The sequence below is a fragment of the Brevibacterium album DSM 18261 genome, assembly GCF_000426445.1.
GTDB lineage: Bacteria > Actinomycetota > Actinomycetes > Actinomycetales > Brevibacteriaceae > Brevibacterium > Brevibacterium album.
Genome location: NZ_AUFJ01000009.1, coordinates 299,090 through 315,890 on the forward strand (window position 1 = coordinate 299,090; position 16,801 = coordinate 315,890).

The following is a 16,801-nucleotide window of genomic DNA, read 5'->3' on the forward strand; positions in this document are numbered from 1 at the left end:
GCTGCGGAATGCCCGTCAGCCGTCCGCCTCCGCGAGGACGGCCAGGAGGTCCTTGACCCTGCGGTCGACGTCCTCGCTCTGCATCTCGCTGGTGAGGAACGAGAACGCGAGTCCCCGCTCCGGCCATGCCCCGTGCAGACCTCCGCCCGCTCCCGTGTGGCCGAAGGCGGGGCGCACGGGACCGTAGGTGCCGATGGGGTCGTCGAGTTCGTAGCCGAGGCCGAACCGCACGGGCCGGTCGTTGATCGCGTCCTTCCCCTCGGACCATGTGCGGGTGAAGAGTGCGAGGGTCTCCGCGGACACCACGGGATGATCGCCGGCGATGAGCAGCGAGTACAGGCGCGACATCGACTCCGCCGTGCCGAGCGCCCCGCCCGCCGACATCTCCGCCGCGTGGTAGGTCCGCGTGTTGAAGGGCATGTCACCGCCCGTGAGACTCGAGCCGTACATGCGGTCCACGATGGCCCGCCGCTCGGGATCGTCCTTGAGGAAGGTCGAGATGCGGTAGCCCTCGGCGCGGAAGATCGGGGCGACGCGGGCCTCCTCCGCCTCGGGCAGCCCGAGGTGGAGGTCGAGGCCCAGCGGCTCTGCCAGCTCCGTGCGCAGCAGGGTGCCCACGGTGGTCCCGGAGACGCGCAGGATCAGCTCGCTCATGAGGTACCCGTAGGTGAGCGCGTGGTAGGCGACCCGGGTGCCGGGCTCCCACAGCGGCGCCTGTGCGGCCAGCCGGGCGGCCATGAGGCGGTTGTCGACGCGCTCCTCCGCCGAGGACGGGTCCGGATCGACGTACGGCAGCCCCACCGTGTGCGAGAGGAGGTGGTGCACGCGCACGTCCTCCTTGCCGCCGGCTGCGAACTCGGGCCAGTACCGGGCGACGGGGGCCTCGGGATCGAGCAGGCCGCGGTCGGTCAGCAGTGCTGCGACGGTCGCGGTCAGCCCCTTCGTCCCGGAGAACAGGACCGCGAGCGTGTCCGCGCCCCACGGCTGCTCCCCGCCCCGCTCCGTGACTCCGCCGTGCAGGCGCACGAGCGGCTCGCCGCCGGCGCGGTGCACCGCGAAGGACATGCCGCCGGCTCCCGCCTCGGCGTGGGAGGCGAAGACCTCCGCGAGCCTCTCCGCGGCGGGGAAGCCGTCTGCGAATGCCGCTGTCACGGGCACTCGGGCGGACGCCTCCCGGGGGACGAGAGGCGCCTCGGCGGCGGGGGCATCAGAGCGTGGGGACATTCGCGAGCAGCTCCTTCGTGTAGGCGTGCGTGGGAGAGGTGAGGACCGCGTCCGTGGGGCCCTCGTCGACGATGCGGCCCTGGTTGAGCACGGCCACCCGCGCGGACACGTGGCGGGCGAGCGCGATGTTGTGGGTGACGAACAGCATCGTCAGCCCGCGCTCCTCCCGCAGACGCGAGAGCAGGTCGATGATGCTGGCCTGCACCGAGACGTCGAGGGCCGAGGTGATCTCGTCGCAGATGAGCACGGTGGGCATGTTCACGAGCGCGCGGGCGATCGCCGCGCGCTGCCGCTCACCGCCGGAGAGGTCGCCGGGCCGGCGATCGCGGAAGGCCCGGCCCAGCCGGACGGCGTCGAGGGCTGTGTCCACGCGCTCCCGGCGCTCGGCCGCGCTCAGCCCGCTCGACATCTCGAGCGGCACGCTGATCGACTCCCCCAGCGTGCGGCGCGGGTTGAGCGAGGAGAACGGCGACTGGAAGATGTACTGGATCTCCCGCCGCTGGTCCACGGTCCGCCTGCGGGTGGACGGTGCGAGCTCCTCCCCGCGGTACGCCACCGAGCCCGTCCAGGTGTCGAGGATGCCCGCGAGCGAGCGCGAGAGCGTCGTCTTCCCGGAGCCCGACTCTCCCAGCAGCATGGTGCACTCGCCGGCGCGCAGGTCCAGGTCGATGCCGTCGAGCACCGTCTTGCGCCCGTAGGCGAGCGTGAGACCGCGCACCTGCACGACGGGTTCGGCCGGAGCGTCGCCCTCGGCGGCACCCGTCGCGGCCTCGGCGGTGGCGGAGGCGCCTGCAGCAGCGGTGGTGGCGCCCCCCGAGTCGGAGCCCGTGCCCGAGGCGCCTGCGGCGGGACCGGCGGCGACGCTCCCGGCAGAATCGGTGCCGGCGACGGCGCTGCCGGCCTCGGCACCGGTCTCGGTCTCGGCCTCGGCGCCTTCCTCGACGATCCCGAACCCGCCCGTGCTCAGCTCCTCCTCACCCGCGGCCGCGCGGCGCCGGGCCTCGAACTCGCTGATCCGGTTGCGGCCGGCGAGGTCCGGGACGGCGGCGATGAGCGTCTTCGTGTACGTGTGGCGCGGCGCGCGGAGGACCTCCTCGGCGGCTCCCTCCTCGACGAGCTCACCGGAGAGCATGACGGCCACGCGGTCGGCGATCTCGGCCACGACGGCGAGGTCATGGGTGATGTAGAGGCCCGCGGCGTTGTTCTTCACCGTCATCTCGCGGATGGTCTCGAGGACGAGCGCCTGCGTGGAGACGTCGAGGCCCGTGGTGGGCTCGTCGAGCACGAGGACGTCCGGGTACATCGCGAAGGCCATCGCGATCCCGATCCGCTGCTGCTGCCCGCCGGAGAGCTGGTGCGGCCAGCGGCTCTGGTAGGCGTCGTCGTCCGGCAGGCCCACCTCGCGCAGCACGCTCCGCACGCGCTCGGCGCGCTCCTCGGCGCTCGTGCCGAACCGGTGGATGTCGAGCACCTCGCGGATCTGCTCGCCCACGCGCATGCTGGGGTTCAGCGACAGCGCGGGATCCTGCGGGATGTAGGAGACGCGGGCGCCGCGCAGACGGCGCAGGGAGGCGTCGTCCAGGCTCGTCATCTCCGCGGGCTCCGTGCTGTTCGACGGGCACAGGGTGACGGTGCCGCCGGTGAGCGCGAGTCCGCGGCGCAGGTGGCCCAGCGCCGTGAGGCCCACCGTGGTCTTGCCGGAGCCGGACTCGCCCACGAGCGCGAGGATCTCCGCCGGCCGCAGGCTCAGGCTCACGCCCTTGATGATCTCCCTCCCCGCGGTCGAGCCGATGCGCAGGTCCTCGATCTCGAGGATGTTCCCGCCGCTCTCCCTGCGGGCGTGCCAGATGGAGCCGGCGACCATGGGGGCGCCGGTCGCGGACATGACCGTCGTGTCTGCGTGGGGATGCGCCATCATGCGTCTCCGATGTTCGCTGTGGCGGACGCCCGTGCGATCGCGTCCGCGATGAGGTTCGTGCCGATCGTGAGGATCGCGATGGCGAGCACGGGGAGCATGACGCCCCACGGCTGGACCGCCAGCGCGATGCGGTTCTCGTTGATCATGAGGCCCCAGTCGGCGGCCGGCGGCTGCATGCCCAGGCCCAGGAAGGACAGCGAGGCGATGGAGCCGATCGAGTACGTGAGCCGCAGCCCGGCCTCCACCGCGAGGGGACCGGTGATGTTCGGCAGGATCTCGCGGAAGAGGATGCGCGCCCGCGGCATCGCATACATCTCCGCGGCCCTGATGTAGTCCTCGTTGATGACGCCGAGCGCGGCCGACCTCGCCACGCGGGCGATGCGGGGCGCATGCGTGATCGCGATGACGGTGACGAGCACCCACGGCTGCGGGCCGAGCACCGTGATGGCGAGCAGGGCGAACACGAGCTGCGGGATCGCGAGCAGCACGTCGTTGGCCCGCATGATGACGGAGTCGAGCGCCCCGCCCACATAGGCGGAGACCATGCCGAAGAGCAGGCCGAGGAACATGCCGAGCGCCGTCGCGAGGACGGAGTAGAGGAGCAGCGAGACGCCGCCTGCGAGGAACCGGGAGAGCACATCGCGGCCGAGGTCGTCGGTGCCGAAGACGCCGGAGCCCTGGAACGGGCGGTCGGCGAACTCCGTCTGCGTGTAGCCCGTGGCCCATGGCAGCAGGAGCGGGCCCAGGAACGCCACGAGCACGACGAGGGCGGTGAGCGCCACGCCCAGCCGCGACTGGCGCTGCGCCCAGAAGCGGGTGACGACGGTGTTCCGCCTCCCCGTGCCCGCTGCGCGCTCCGGGTCCGCGGCCTGCGCCACGGCCGGCTCCACCACGGGATCCGTGCGAGTGCTGTCTGCGTTTGTGCTCATCACTTCTCACCTCCGGTGCGGAGCTTGGGATTGGCCAGGATGCCCACGATGTCCGCCAGCAGGTTCACGATCACGTAGATCACCGCCACGAGCATCGTGATCGCCTGGACCACCTGGACGTCGCGGTAGTTGACCGCGTCGATGAGCGCCTGGCCGAGCCCCGGGAAGCGGAACAGGAACTCGACGACGACCACGCCTCCGGCCATCCACGCCAGCTGGATCGCGGCGACCTGGGCGACCGGCCCGATCGCGTGCGGCAGCGCGTGGCGGAGGATGACCCGCCGCTCCGGCACGCCCTTGAGGCGGGCCATCTCGACGTAGCCGGAGTCGAGCACCTCGAGCATCGTCGCGCGCATCATGCGGGCGATGTAGGGGGTGACCACGAGGACGAGCACCGCGGTGGGCAGGATGAGCTGGCTGGGGAAGTCCCAGACGTCCGTGCCCGGCGGAGCCATCGTCACGGCGGGCAGGAGCCGGAAGACGGTGGTCGCGAACAGCGCCACGAGGGCGATGCCGATGACGAACTCCGGGAGCGCGGCGAGCACGAGGGCGATGCCGGTGATCGCGGAGTCGACGGCGCGGCCGCGGCGCAGGGCCGACCAGATGCCGAGCAGGATGCCCGCCGGGACGCTGATGACCGCTGCGGCGATCATGAGGAAGACGGACGCCGAGAGCCGGTCGCCGACCACCTCGGACACGGGCTGGCCGGAGGCCACCGAGGTGCCGAGGTCGCCCGTGAACAGACCGCCCAGCCAGGCGAGGTAGCGCTGCCAGGCGGGGTCGTCCAGGCGCATCTGCGCGTTGATCGCGGCGATGCGCTCGGGCGTGGCCTGCTGGCCCAGGATCGCCCGGGCCGGGTCGCCCGGCAGCAGGAGTGTCGCGAAGAAGACGATGAGCGAGATCGCCAGCAGGATGAGGAGGCTGATGGAGAGCCTCTTGGCGATGAGCTTGGCGATCATCCGACGTCTCCGATCCACACCCTGTGCAGCTGGAAGCCGGACAGCGGAATGCCGCTGCGGTCCTCCTGCAGTCCGCCCACATAGCTCTGGTACGCGTCGATCTGGTTGGCGAAGCCCCAGATGATGAGCCCGCCCCGGTCGTAGAGGATCTGCTGGGCCTGCCCGATCAGCTCACCGCGCCGCACCTCGTCCGTCTCCGAGCGGATGCGGCCCACGAGCTCGATGTACTCCTCGTCGTCCCAGTGCGTCTCGTTGAACGGCGCGTCCGGCATCATGCCCGCATTGGACTGGCCGAGGAAGTCGCGCGTGTACCAGAAGGTCTGCGAGAAGTCGTAGCTGAGGTAGTCCGTCCAGTAGGCGGTGAGGTCCATGCGGTTGATCGTGATCCGGATGCCGGCCTCGGCGGCCTGCTCCGCGAACACCTGAGCGGCCTCGACCACACCGGACTGGATGGGCGCGGTGACGAGCTCGACATCGATGCCGTCGGGGTGGCCGGCCTCGGCGAGCAGCCGGCGGGCCTCCTCGAGGTCCTGCTCACGCTGCGGCAGCTCGTCCGGATACCCCTCGCTGAAGACGGCGAACATGTCGTTGCCCACCGTCCCGCGGCCGGAGAGGACCTGCTCGACCATCCCGGGCCGGTCGACCGCCAGGCGGAAGGCCTGGCGGACGCGGACGTCGTCGAAGGGCGCGCGATCCACCCGCATCGTGAAGGGCAGGTACATGCCGGTGACGGAGTCGAGGATGTTGATGCGCTCATCGGCGCCGATCACCTCGACGAGCGCCGGCGGGATCTGCGCGATGGCATCCACCTGGTTGGACAGGAGGGCGTTGATGAGCGCATCGGTGTCGTTGAAGTTCAGGAGGCTGACCTCGTCGAGGTACGGCCCCTCATCGCCCCAGTAGTGGGGGTTGCGCACGAGGACCGTGGACTGCGCGGCGGTGAAGCTCTCGAGCATGAAGGGGCCCGAGCCGATGGGGTTCGCCGGGTCGAAGTCCTCGGGGACGATGATGTTGCTGTAGCCGCCGAAGTTGCCGTCGAGCGCCGCGTCCGGCACCGAGAGGCGGAACTCGAGGGTGTGCGGACCGACCTTGGCGATCTCGTCGAGGTGGGACAGCGAGGCCGCACCGGACTTGGGGTCCTCGGGGTCGATGATGCGCATGTAGCTGGCGATCACGTCCTCGGGGCGGACGGGCCGCCCGTCGCAGAACTTCGCGTCATCGCGGAGTTCGACCGTCCAGACGGTGGCGTCGTCATTGGGCACGGCCGAGGTCGCGAGCATGGGACGGAGCACGTAGTCGTGGTCGAAGTGCATGAGCGTGTCGTACATGTTGATCGCCCGCGCGATATCGCCCAGATTGGTCGCGACCGCGCCGTCGAGCGTGTCCGAGGCGCCGCCGCCGACGAAGCCGACCCTCAGCGCCCCGCCCTCGACGGGAGGGCCCTGCACATCGACCTGGGGCGAGGCCGCGGGCGTCTCCCCGCAGGCCGAGAGCAGCGCCGCCAGGCCCAGGCCCAGAGCACCGCCGAGCACTGCGCGCCGTGAGGCCGTCCACATGGCGGGGGCCGGCAGTGGTGGCCGTTCGCCCGCCATGCATCGCCCCGGATTCTCCGGTGGATTCATGTCTGTGCGCTCCTTCGGCATCGTTGCGTCTGCGCTTCACCCTAGAGAGCGATTGCGACTATCGCAACCACTCCTGTCTGTGAAACAGGAAAATCGCAAACCTGGGGGTGCGGGCATCAGCCGCGGAGCGGGCGGCGGAACGTATGCAGTTCCTGCAGGATTCAGCGTCTACAGCCGCAGGGAGTGCATACGCGGCGGAAGGACCGGAGCGGGCAGCGGCGCTCCGGGCTGCGCGTATGCACTTCCTGCAGAGATCAGCGCTCAGCGCCGCAGAAAGTGCATACGCTGTGGAGCGGCCCCTGCGTTCAGGCCCCGGCGACGCCGAGCGCGCGGTCGAGGTCAGCCCACAGGTCCTCGACGTGCTCGATCCCCACGCTCAGCCGGATGAGGCCCTCGGGCACGGTGAGGGGCTCGGCGGTGTGGCGGCGTCTGCGCTCGATGAGGCTCTCGACCCCGCCCAGCGAGGTCGCGGGCGTCCACAGCCGGCATGCCTCCACTGCGGCCTCGGCGGCCTCGGCGGAGCCCAGGTCGATCGAGATGATCGCGCCGAACCCGCTCATCTGCGCCTTCGCCCTCTCGTGCCCGATGTCCGCGGACAGCCCGGGATAGCGGATCGCACGCACGGCGGGGTGGTCGGCGAGACGCTCGGCGACCACCTGCGCGCTCTCGCAGGCCCGCTCCACCCGCAGGGCCAGGGTCCGCAGTCCGCGCAGAGCCAGCCAGGCCTCGAAGGGACCGGCGATCCCGCCGCGGATCGACCTGTCGTGCAGCAGCGCATCGCGCACTCCGGAATCCTTCGCGACAGCGGCGCCGAGCACCACATCGGAGTGCCCCGCGAGGTACTTCGTCACCGAGTGCACCACGACGTCCGCACCCACCTCGAGGGGGCGCTGGAGCAGGGGCGTGGCGAAGGTGTTGTCGGCGATGACGAGGGCCCCGTGGGCATGCGCACCGGAGGCGAGCGCCGGAAGGTCCGCGACCTCGAGCATGGGGTTGGTGGGCGATTCGACCCACAGGACGACCGCGTGCTCGCCGGGCCGGGCGGTGTGCCTCAGCCCCGCCTTCTCCTCGGCGGCGCGGGCGACGGCGGCGAGGACCGCCTCGGTGTCCGCGATGTCCACGGTGACGAGGTCGAAGCGACCCTTCTCCGCGGTCTCCTGCGCCCCCAGGAGGGCGCCCTGGTAGGTGTGCTCGGGCATGATGACGGTGCCGCCGGGGGCCGTGAGCTCGAGCGCCGAGGCGATCGCGGCGAGCCCGGAGCCGTACAGCAGGCCGGGCAGCTCGCAGCCCTCGAGCCGGGCGAGCGCCTCCTCGAAGGGGTCCCAGGTGGGATTGGAGTAGCGGCCGTAGGCACGGGCGCCGTCCGCCACCGCACCCGTGCCCACATAGGTGGACGAGACCATGATGGGCGGGTTCACAGGGGCGTCATCCGTGCGCGGCGGTCGAGCAGTCTCGACGACCACGGTCTCGGGGCGGAGGGGGGCGGCGGCTGTGTGCGCGGCGGCTGCGGGCTGGGCGGAGTCTCCGGGGTGCGACATGGGATCAGGGTAGACCTCGTGAGGGCCGCGTCCCCCGCCTGTCCGCAATGTGCACGGCCGTGACGCGGTTCCGGGCGGACGGGAGGAGCCGCCCGGGAATGCCATCCGCGAGGCGGCACTGCGATTCAGATCAGACCGGCCGGCGGATGACCCGCAGCAGGTCAGCGGCCGGCCCGCGCAGGCGGCTTCCGGACGGCCAGAGTGCGCGGAGCCTGCGGGCGAGGCGCACCTCGGGCACGTGCGGGACCTCGACCAGCGCCCCCGTCCGCACCGCCTCGTGCAGTGCAAGCCGTGAGAGCGCGCACGGTGCGATGCCCGCACGTGCGGCCACCCGAATCGCCGCGTTCGAGGCGTGCTCGGCGGCGATGGCGGGCCCGCCCCAGGGTGCGAGCGCGACCTCCACCGCATCGCGCGTGCCGGAACCGGGCTCGCGGACGAGGAGGGGCGCGGCCGCGAGCTCCTCCCCCGTGACCGGCGCCGTGCGGTGCGCCCACGGATGGTCAGGACCCACCGCGAGGATGAGCTCGTCCTCGCCGATCACCTGGGAAGACAGCCCCACCGGAGCGCCCGGCGCCTCGATGAGCCCGAGGTCCGCGCGGCTGGAGCGGACCGCCTCGGCGACGTCGTGGGAATTGGCGACGTCGAGCTGGATCCGCACCTCGGGATGGGCGGCGCGGAACCGTTCGAGCCACACCGGCAGGAGGAACTCCGCCACCGTGAGGGACGCGCACACGCGTACCTGCGCCGTGCTCTCCTGCCGCAGGGCGGCGATGCCGGCGCTGAGGCGGTCGAGCCCGTCCACCACCGGCTCGGCCCATGCGGCCACCGCCCGCCCCTGTTCCGTGAGCGCGGTGCCGCGCGGGGAGCGGACGAGCAGACGAAGGCCGGTCTGCGCCTCGAAGGTGCGCAGAGCGCGCGAGGCATGGGGCTGCGCGAGTCCGGCCGCCCGCGCGGCCTCGCCGATCGAGCTCAGCGTCCCGCCGCGGCCGGCGCGCAGGAGATGGACGAGGAGGAGCAGGACGCGGGTGTCCGGCAGATCGCGGACCGGGAGGGAGCCGATGCTCTGGTCCGGCTCTGCGCGGTTCGGCCCGGCGGGACTCGGAGGCAGGGTCATCTCCGCAGTCTCCCACAGCCCATACAGATCCGGTATGGGGTGGGTGAGAATCTCAGGCTACCGCCGAGGCCGGCCCCGGCGGAGAGTGGCAGGCATGTCCTCTCCCGCCCCCTCCCGCCAGTCCTCCGCACCCACCGTGCATGCGGGCATTCGCGCTCTTCTTCCCGGCCGCGAGGTGCTGCCCACCCGTGCGATGCTGCCCGGACTCGCTCTCGCGGCCGCCGCGACCCTCGCCTCCGTCCTCCTCGCCAGCACGCTCAGCGCGCTCAGCCCGCTGCTCGTCGCCATCGTCCTGGGCGCGGTCATCGCGAACGCGGCCCGCCTGCCGACAGTGCTGGCGCCCGGGCTCGGCTATGCCGCGAAGACGCTGCTGCGCGCCGGCGTGGTGCTGCTCGGGGCACAGCTGGCCCTCGGCGATGTGCTCGCGCTCGGGGCGGGAGGCCTCGGCCTCGTGGTGCTGGTGGTGCTGGCGGGATTCGGGACGGCGCTGCTGAGCGGGCGGCTGCTGCGCGTGCCCGCCGATCTCACGCTGCTCGTCGGCGCGGGCTTCTCGATCTGCGGGGCCGCCGCCGTCGCCGGAGCGCACTCCGCGGTGCGCGCGACCCGGGAGCACGCGGCTGCCGCGGTCGCGCTCGTCGTGGCCTTCGGGACGCTCATGATCGCGCTCGTGCCGCTGGTGAGCGCCGCGCTCGGGCTGTCTCCCGAGGCCGCGGGTCTGTGGGCGGGCGCGAGCGTCCACGAGGTAGCGCAGGTCGTGGCGATCGGCGGGATCGTGGGCGGCGGGGCGCTGGAGACGGCGGTCGTCGCCAAGCTCGCGAGGGTCGCCCTGCTCGCGCCCGTCGTCGCCGTCCTCGCCGTCACCGGGGCACGTGCGGTGCGTACGGCATGCGCCGCGAGAGCTCCCTCGGAAGGAACCTCGGCAGCGGCACCCGCACCCTCCGCCGGCCCCGTGGCCCGAACCCCGCTGGTCCCGGGCTTCCTCCTCGGCTTCTTGCTGCTCGTGGCCGTACGCAGCCTCGGCTGGATCCCGGAAGGCGCGCTGACCCCGCTGGCGACGGTGCAGACCGCATGCCTCACGGCCGCGATGTTCGCCCTGGGCACGCAGGTGAGCGTGGGGCAGCTGCGCAGGCTCGGCCTCGGCCCCGTGCTCGTCGCCGCTCTCACGACGCTCGTGGTGGCGGCGCTCGGCCTGGGCGGCGCCCTCCTCCTGGGGTGAGGACGCCTGCGCTCCCGGCTCCCGCAGCGGGGCAGCCGTGCGAGCCCGCGTATGCACTTCTTGCGGCACTGAGCGCTGATCCCTGCAGGAAGTGCATACGTGTCGCCGCGTCACGAGGAGACGCCTCCGGGGCGGGGCCGCCTCCCTCCCCGGACGCGGTATGCTTCTTCGTCGCTCCTGTGAGAGCCCCACACCTGCACGCACACGCGCACGTGCCGTCCGCTCGCGTACTCTGAGGAACCATGACTGAACAGCTCATCGCCCTGGCGATCTTCGTCGCCATGTTCGCGCTCGGCGCGATCCGGGGCATCCCGATCGGCGTGCTCATGCTCGCCGGCGCAGCGGGAACGGCCCTGCTGCTCACCGACATCCCGCTCGACGACGTGATCGCGGGCTTCCCGCTCAGCATCATGGTCCTGCTCGCCGGCGTCACCCTCTTCTTCGCGATCGCCCAGATCAACGGGACCATCGACAAGCTCATCGACAGGGCGCTCGCCAAGGTCGGCTCGAACGCGCTCCTGCTCCCCCTCGTCTTCTTCGTCATCACCGCCGCGATCGCCTCGATGGGCGCGCCGCTGGCCGGCCTCGTCATGATGCCGGTGGGCATGCAGGTCGCCCGACGCTACGGCGTCGACTTCGCGCTCATGGGCCTGGCGATGTGCTTCGCGATCGGTGCCGGCGGCTTCGCGCCCACGAGCCTCTACGGCATCGTCACCTACTCCACCGCGCACGGTGCGGGCATCGAACTCAACCCGTTCCTGCTGTTCGGCATCGCCGTGGGCGTCTACGCCCTCATGCTCGTCTTCTCCTATGCGGTCTGGGGCCGTCGCCGGACCCCCATTACCGCCGAGGCCGGAGTCGCCGCCGCCGTCTCCCGCGGCTCGGCCTCGACCTCGTCCATCGAGTTCGGCGAGGGCGATGATGACGACGCCCGCTTCTCCGAGCAGCGGGACGAACCCGCCGAGGGCGGCGCCGGTTTCTCCCGGGTCGAACCCTTCACGCCCGTCCAGTGGGCGACGGTCGCCGCGATCATCGTCCTGCTCGCCTCCGTCGTGATCATCGCCGCGACCGGCGGGGACCCGGACATCGGGCTCCTGTGCTTCGCGCTCTCCGGTCTGCTGCTGCTCATCGACCCGAGTCAGGGCAGGGCGGCCGTCGCGAAGATCGACTGGTCGACCGTGCTCCTGGTGGGCGGCATCATCACCTTCGTGGGCCTGCTCGAGGAGATGGGCGCCGTCGAGCTCCTCGGCGACGCCGCGAAGTCCGTGGGCTCGCCGCTCATCGCCGCCTTCGTGCTGTGCCTCGTGGGCGGGCTGGTCTCCGCCTTCGCCTCGACCACCGGCATCCTCGCAGCGCTCGTGCCGCTGGCCCTGCCGCTCATCGCCGACGGCAGCCTGCCGGGCTGGGCGCTCATCGCGGCCCTCGGCGTGTGCTCGGCGGTCGTGGACGTCTCGCCGTTCTCGACCCTGGGCGCCACGGTGGTCGCGACCGCCCCCGAGGAGGAGAAGAGCCGCCTCACCCGCCTCCTCGTGCGCTTCGGCCTCTCGATGGTGATCGTGGGACCGGTCGTGCTCGTGGGCGGACTGGTGCTGCCGGCGATGCTCGCCGGCTGAGGCCGCCGCGCCCCGAGGCGCTCGCTCCGCTGCCGTGCGGGGCGGGCGCCTCTTCCGTACCCGCTGAGGTCTGCGGTCCGGATGTCCGCAGCGCGAATCCGTGACCACCGGCACTCTCGCGGCTCCGGCGCGGGAGCCCATCATCGGGGGTGAGCCTCTGCACGCCCCGACGAGATGAGCCCGACCGCATGACCTCCTCCTCCGCACAGGCAGCCCTTCCCCAGCGACTCCTCGCCCCCGATGCGGCTCGCGGCGTGATGCTGCTGCTCATCGCGATGGCCTACGCCGGTGCCTACGCAGGCGCAGGGTTCGGCGTGGACGCCTCCGCCGAACCCGCCCCCGATCGGGCCGCGACGTTCGCGGCGATCCTGCTCCTGGACAACCGCGCATTCGCGCTGTTCGCGATCCTCTTCGGCTACGGTGTCGCATGGAGCGTCGCCCGGCAGGAGTCCCGGCGCACGGCACCTGCAGACATCAGGCGCGCCGTGCGGCGCCGGGCGCTCCTGCTCCTCCTGTTCGGCGCGGCCCACGCGCTCCTCGTGTTCCCCGGCGAGATCCTCACCGCCTACGGCTTCGCCCTGCTGGTGACGGGCTGGCTGTTGCACCGGTCCGACCGCGCGCTCAATCTCGCCCTGCTGGTCACCGGCCTCTTCTCCCTCGTGACGGTCCCCCTGCTCATGACGGGGGCCGCCGTCGCCCCCGAGGAAGGTTTCGCACAGACCGTCCCGGGCTGTACATACCTGGAGGACTGGATCGACCGGCTCGTCGGCGTGCCCCTCAGCCCGGTCTACATCGCCGTCGCCTATCCGCTTCTGTTCCTCGTGCTCCTGGGCTACCGCGCCGGCCGCGCCCGCCTCTTTCGGGCGCCGAACAGCTGACACGCTCAACGCCGGCGCTCAAGCGGGCTGTCGCCGTCGCCGACAGCCGTCCTACAGGCGCTGAGGCTCCGTCGCCCCCCAGCGGACGGCGCACAGCCGAGGCGGAAGAGTTCGGCTATATGCATGCACACATATGTGCAGTATCATATGCCCATGTCACTGCGCCACTCGATCCTCGGACTCCTCTCCATCAAGCCGATGAGCGGCTATGAGCTGAAGAGGGTCATCGACGAGAGCGTCGGACACTTCTGGACTGCGGATCAGTCGCAGATCTATCGCACACTGGCCGGCCTGGTCGATGAGGGCCTCGCGTCCCGCCGTACGGTGGTCCAGGACCAGCGCCCCAATCTCCACCTGCACAGCACGACCGAGGAAGGGCTGGCCGAACTGGACCGCTGGCTCGCCTCGCCCCTGAAGACGACCGTGGCCCGCGAACCCTTCCTGGCCCGGCTGTTCTTCGCCTCCCGGATGCCTGTGGAAGGAGTGCAGAAGCTGCTGGACACGCGCAGGCAGGAGGTGAGCGCGCAGTTGGCGGCGCTCAAGGCGATCAGCATCTCCGCCGCGGACGCGGACGGGTCTGACGAGATCGCCGAGGCCACCCCGGTCGCGCGCACCCTCCGCCTGGCCACCCTGGCCAACGGCATCGCCCACGCCAGGACGGAGCTCGACTGGCTGGACGCCACCGAGCAGCAGCTGAAGGGAATCGCGCCATGAGGCATCCCTCCCCGGACCGGCTCGAACGGATCGCCGCCCGCGGCGCCTCCGACTCCCGGATCTCGTCCATGAGCTTCCGCATCGAACAGCCCTCCACCGGATTCGTCTGGGAGTACGGGGACACTCGCCGGCCGTTCTTCATCGCGAGCATCACCAAGCTGCACACCGCGGCGATCATCATGCAGCTGCGCGAAGAGAGTGTGCTGACCTTCGGCACCCCGGCTGCCGACCTGCTCGGCGAGGACACGATGCGGGGACTGAACGTGCACGGCGGTCGCGATCACGGTCCGGCGATCACAGTGGGAGAGCTGCTGGCGCACACCTCCGGACTCCCCGACTACTTCGAGCAGAAGCACCCCGACGGCACCACCGTTCAGACCCACATGCTGCGCGCCGACCGCACCTGGACGCTCGGAGACCTCCTCGAGCGCAGCCGGGCCCTGCCGAGCCCCTTCCCGCCCTCGACGCCGGGCAGGGCGCACTACAGCGACCTCAACTACGACCTGCTGGGCCGCATCATCGAGGTCGCGACCTCGAGCAGCTGGGCCGAGGCCTGCCGCGCACGGATCATCACACCGCTCGGCCTCGGCGACTGGGCGCTCACACCGGACACGCTGGAGCGCTGCGGGTCCGTCGCAGAGGTGAGACACAGCCGCACACCCCTGCACGCACCGAAGGCCCTCGCCTCGCAGCCGGCCTCCGGCGGCATCGTGTCCACGCCCGCCGACCAGGTGCGCTTCCTGCGCGCGTTCATCGCCGGCGAGCTGTTCCCGGGGCGCGTCCTCAGCGAGATGACCGCGCGCTGGAACTCGGTGTTCTCTCGCCTGACACCGCTCGCCTGCGGCATCGGGATCATGCAGTACCGCACTCCCCCGGCGCTCAGCCCGTTCATGCGGATCCCGGCTATGATCGGCCACTCCGGCTCCTTCGGTACCGTGCTCTACCACTCTCCGGAACTGGACCTCCACGTCTCCGGCACCGTCAACCAGATGCGCCCGCGCAGCCTGCCCTACCCGATCCTGACCCGGCTCGTCGCAGAGTTCCGCTGAAGAGACCTGCGCTCACCTGAGCGCGCACAGATCCGAGAGCGGAGACGCGCTCGCCGGTGCCACGGTCGGAGGCGTCCGCGCCCTGCAGCTCAGCGCTGCCCCCTCGGCGAAGCAGGCCGGAATCAACGGGAGCCGACCCTCAGCCGCCTCCCTTGACGAGCTTCATGGTGAGGTGCGAATCGACCCGGGCCACGCCGGGCAGCGCGCTCAGGGTGCCGGCGATGAAGCGCTCAGCCTCGGCGAGGTCCGCCACCGCGATCCGGACCAGGTAGTCCGGCAGACCGAACATCCGCCGCAGCTCGATGACCTCGGGGAACGGGGCGAGCGCGGATTCGAAGGCCTCCGCGGTGTCCCTGGTCTTCAGCCCCATCTCCACGAATACGAGCACCTCGGTCCCGCGCCCGAGCCTGGCCTCGTCCACCCTGGCGTGATAGCCGCGGATGATCCCCTCCTCCTCAAGCCGGCGGACCCTGCGCAGACACGGGCTGGGGGTGAGTCCCACGGCATCGGCCAGCTCCGTGTTCGTGAGCCTGGCGTTCCGCTGCAGGTGGCGGATTATGTCCTCATCCACGGCGTCCATGAGCAGATCATGCCATAGATGCACACATAGAAGGCATGATAGGCAATCGAATGCCGCGCACATTTCTCTAGCATTGCGGCATGACGACTGCACCCTTCGCCCAGACCGCTCAGCAGGCCGCCGCGCACGCCCTCCTCCGGACGGGTGCCGCAGGACAGGCGCACGCGGCAGCAGAGGCCGACGCCCGGACTGCAGCCGGCCGCCCCCGGTCAGCCGGCCGCACGGGTGCCCGAGGCGCGCTCCAGGTCGCGACCGCGGCCTCGCTGTGGGGCGTGGGTGCCGCGGTGGCAGCGCTCGTGTTCGCGGCATCGGCGCTCTCCCCCGCGGCACTGACGTTCTGGCGCTTCGCACTCGCCGCAGCGATCCTCCTCGCGCTCCACACGCTCCGCAGGATTCTGCGCGGCGGACCCGGCCTCGGCGTGCTCCTCCGCGAACAGGGCCTCGCCCTGGCGATCACCGGGGTGCTGCTGGCGGCCGCGCAGTCGCTCATGTACGCGGCGGTCGCGAGCATGGGCGCAGGGCTGGGCAGCACGCTCGTCCTCGCCACCGGGCCCATCGTCATGGCGGTGCTCTCCATCCCCATGCTGGGGCTCACCCTCAACCGCGCCGGCTGGCTCACGATGATCCCCGCCATCGCCGCGCTCATCGCGCTGCTGGCGGTGAGCGGGGCGGACGCCTCGCTCACGCTCCTCGGACCCGTCCTCGCCGTGGCCGCCTCGACCTCCCATTCGCTCATGACCCTCGTCTCGAAGCGCCTCGCGACGGGCGGAGCACGGCCTCGCGCACCCCGCTCCCCCGGCCTCGGAGGCAGCGCTGCTGCGTCTGCGCCGACAGGACGCGACGCTGCCGGATCTGAGCGGCAGGGGCCGCAGCCGGGTGAGCGCTCCGATGTGCTGGGCCGGACCGCGCTCACCTTCACTGCCGCAGCACTCGCACTCCTGCCGTTGGCCTCCGCACAGGGGCTCGCGCTGGGCGCCGAACGGCCGGGACAGGTCATCGGCCTCATCGTCCTGCTGGCGGTGGGAGTGACGGTGGTGCCGTACCTGCTCTACTTCGACGGGATCTCGCGGATCGCGCCGGCTACCGCGGGCGTGCTCATGATGTGCCAGCTCGCCGCGGCGAACATCGCGGGCGCGATCCTCCTGGGCGAGGCGATCTCGCCGGTCTCCGGACTCCTGCTCGCGGCACTCGCAGGCGCGATCATCCTCCACGTGGCACTGAGCCGGTCCCGGCCCACCGCCCGCCACCGGCGCGCCCATTCCCGCTGCTAGCATGTGCAGCATGTCAGGCGCTTCGTGCTCGGCCGCTTGCGCGGCAGTGACCAGGACCTCCCGCTAGCGGCGGGACGTCCGGCACAGCATCTCATCTGGAACGTCCAGCCGCTTCGCAATCAGACCGGAGCGGCCCTCTCGCGCTGCCCGGTGACTCTTCAGAGCGACGGAGCAAT

The 16,801-nt window shown here is 71.6% G+C and carries 14 protein-coding genes; 6 read left to right on the forward strand and 8 right to left on the reverse strand.

The window, feature by feature from the left end:
• Window positions 1-15: 15 nt before the first annotated feature.
• The 7 genes from K318_RS0101425 to K318_RS23305 all read right to left on the reverse strand — a co-directional run bounded on the left by K318_RS0101425 (window position 16) and on the right by K318_RS23305 (window position 9,304).
• Entirely contained in the window at window positions 16-1,224 is a 1,209-nt protein-coding gene (locus tag K318_RS0101425) for a serine hydrolase domain-containing protein (RefSeq protein WP_084499488.1), read from the reverse strand.
• Window positions 1,208-3,139: an ABC transporter ATP-binding protein gene (locus K318_RS25380; RefSeq protein ID WP_169721430.1), complete on the reverse strand. Its 1,932-nt coding sequence runs from the start codon at window positions 3,137-3,139 to the stop codon at window positions 1,208-1,210. The genes K318_RS0101425 and K318_RS25380 overlap by 17 nt, the downstream gene beginning before the upstream one ends.
• Window positions 3,139-4,071: an ABC transporter permease gene (locus K318_RS0101435; RefSeq protein WP_084499489.1), complete on the reverse strand. Its 933-nt coding sequence runs from the start codon at window positions 4,069-4,071 to the stop codon at window positions 3,139-3,141. Before K318_RS0101435 ends, K318_RS25380 begins: the two co-directional genes overlap by 1 nt.
• Complete coding sequence (locus K318_RS0101440) at window positions 4,071-5,030, reverse strand: ABC transporter permease (RefSeq protein WP_211233250.1); 960 nt, start codon at window positions 5,028-5,030, stop codon at window positions 4,071-4,073. Before K318_RS0101440 ends, K318_RS0101435 begins: the two co-directional genes overlap by 1 nt.
• A complete protein-coding gene (locus K318_RS0101445) occupies window positions 5,027-6,652 on the reverse strand; it encodes an ABC transporter substrate-binding protein (protein ID WP_245579729.1) in 1,626 nt (541 codons plus the stop codon). Before K318_RS0101445 ends, K318_RS0101440 begins: the two co-directional genes overlap by 4 nt.
• 305 nt (window positions 6,653-6,957) lie before the next feature.
• Window positions 6,958-8,190: a trans-sulfuration enzyme family protein gene (locus tag K318_RS18565; protein WP_035280147.1), complete on the reverse strand. Its 1,233-nt coding sequence runs from the start codon at window positions 8,188-8,190 to the stop codon at window positions 6,958-6,960.
• Between the two features lie 130 nt (window positions 8,191-8,320).
• Window positions 8,321-9,304 (reverse strand): LysR substrate-binding domain-containing protein, encoded by a 984-nt coding sequence (locus K318_RS23305; protein ID WP_211233252.1) that lies wholly within the window; start codon window positions 9,302-9,304, stop codon window positions 8,321-8,323.
• Window positions 9,305-9,398: 94 nt separating this feature from the next.
• On the opposite strand from K318_RS23305, the gene K318_RS0101460 reads away from it, so the two are divergent.
• From K318_RS0101460 to K318_RS0101480, 5 genes are all read left to right on the forward strand, one after another.
• Window positions 9,399-10,520 (forward strand): YeiH family protein, encoded by a 1,122-nt coding sequence (locus K318_RS0101460; protein WP_029088158.1) that lies wholly within the window; start codon window positions 9,399-9,401, stop codon window positions 10,518-10,520.
• A gap of 242 nt (window positions 10,521-10,762) precedes the next feature.
• Window positions 10,763-12,133 carry an SLC13 family permease gene (locus K318_RS0101465; protein WP_029088159.1) on the forward strand — a complete coding sequence of 457 codons (1,371 nt, stop codon included), beginning with the start codon at window positions 10,763-10,765 and terminating at the stop codon, window positions 12,131-12,133.
• A 188-nt stretch (window positions 12,134-12,321) separates the two neighbouring features.
• Window positions 12,322-13,011 (forward strand): DUF418 domain-containing protein, encoded by a 690-nt coding sequence (locus K318_RS18575; RefSeq protein ID WP_051297322.1) that lies wholly within the window; start codon window positions 12,322-12,324, stop codon window positions 13,009-13,011.
• 153 nt (window positions 13,012-13,164) lie between these two features.
• On the forward strand, window positions 13,165-13,725 hold the full coding sequence (locus K318_RS0101475) for a PadR family transcriptional regulator (RefSeq protein WP_029088160.1): 561 nt from the start codon (window positions 13,165-13,167) through the stop codon (window positions 13,723-13,725).
• On the forward strand, window positions 13,722-14,774 hold the full coding sequence (locus K318_RS0101480) for a serine hydrolase domain-containing protein (RefSeq protein WP_029088161.1): 1,053 nt from the start codon (window positions 13,722-13,724) through the stop codon (window positions 14,772-14,774). Before K318_RS0101475 ends, K318_RS0101480 begins: the two co-directional genes overlap by 4 nt.
• Window positions 14,775-14,913: 139 nt before the next feature.
• On the opposite strand, the gene K318_RS0101485 is transcribed toward K318_RS0101480, so the two are convergent.
• On the reverse strand, window positions 14,914-15,354 hold the full coding sequence (locus tag K318_RS0101485; protein WP_029088162.1) for an Lrp/AsnC family transcriptional regulator: 441 nt from the start codon (window positions 15,352-15,354) through the stop codon (window positions 14,914-14,916).
• An 80-nt stretch (window positions 15,355-15,434) separates the two neighbouring features.
• On the opposite strand from K318_RS0101485, the gene K318_RS0101490 reads away from it, so the two are divergent.
• Window positions 15,435-16,625, forward strand: a complete 1,191-nt coding sequence (locus K318_RS0101490; protein ID WP_029088163.1) for an EamA family transporter — start codon at window positions 15,435-15,437, stop codon at window positions 16,623-16,625.
• Window positions 16,626-16,801 lie beyond the last annotated feature (176 nt).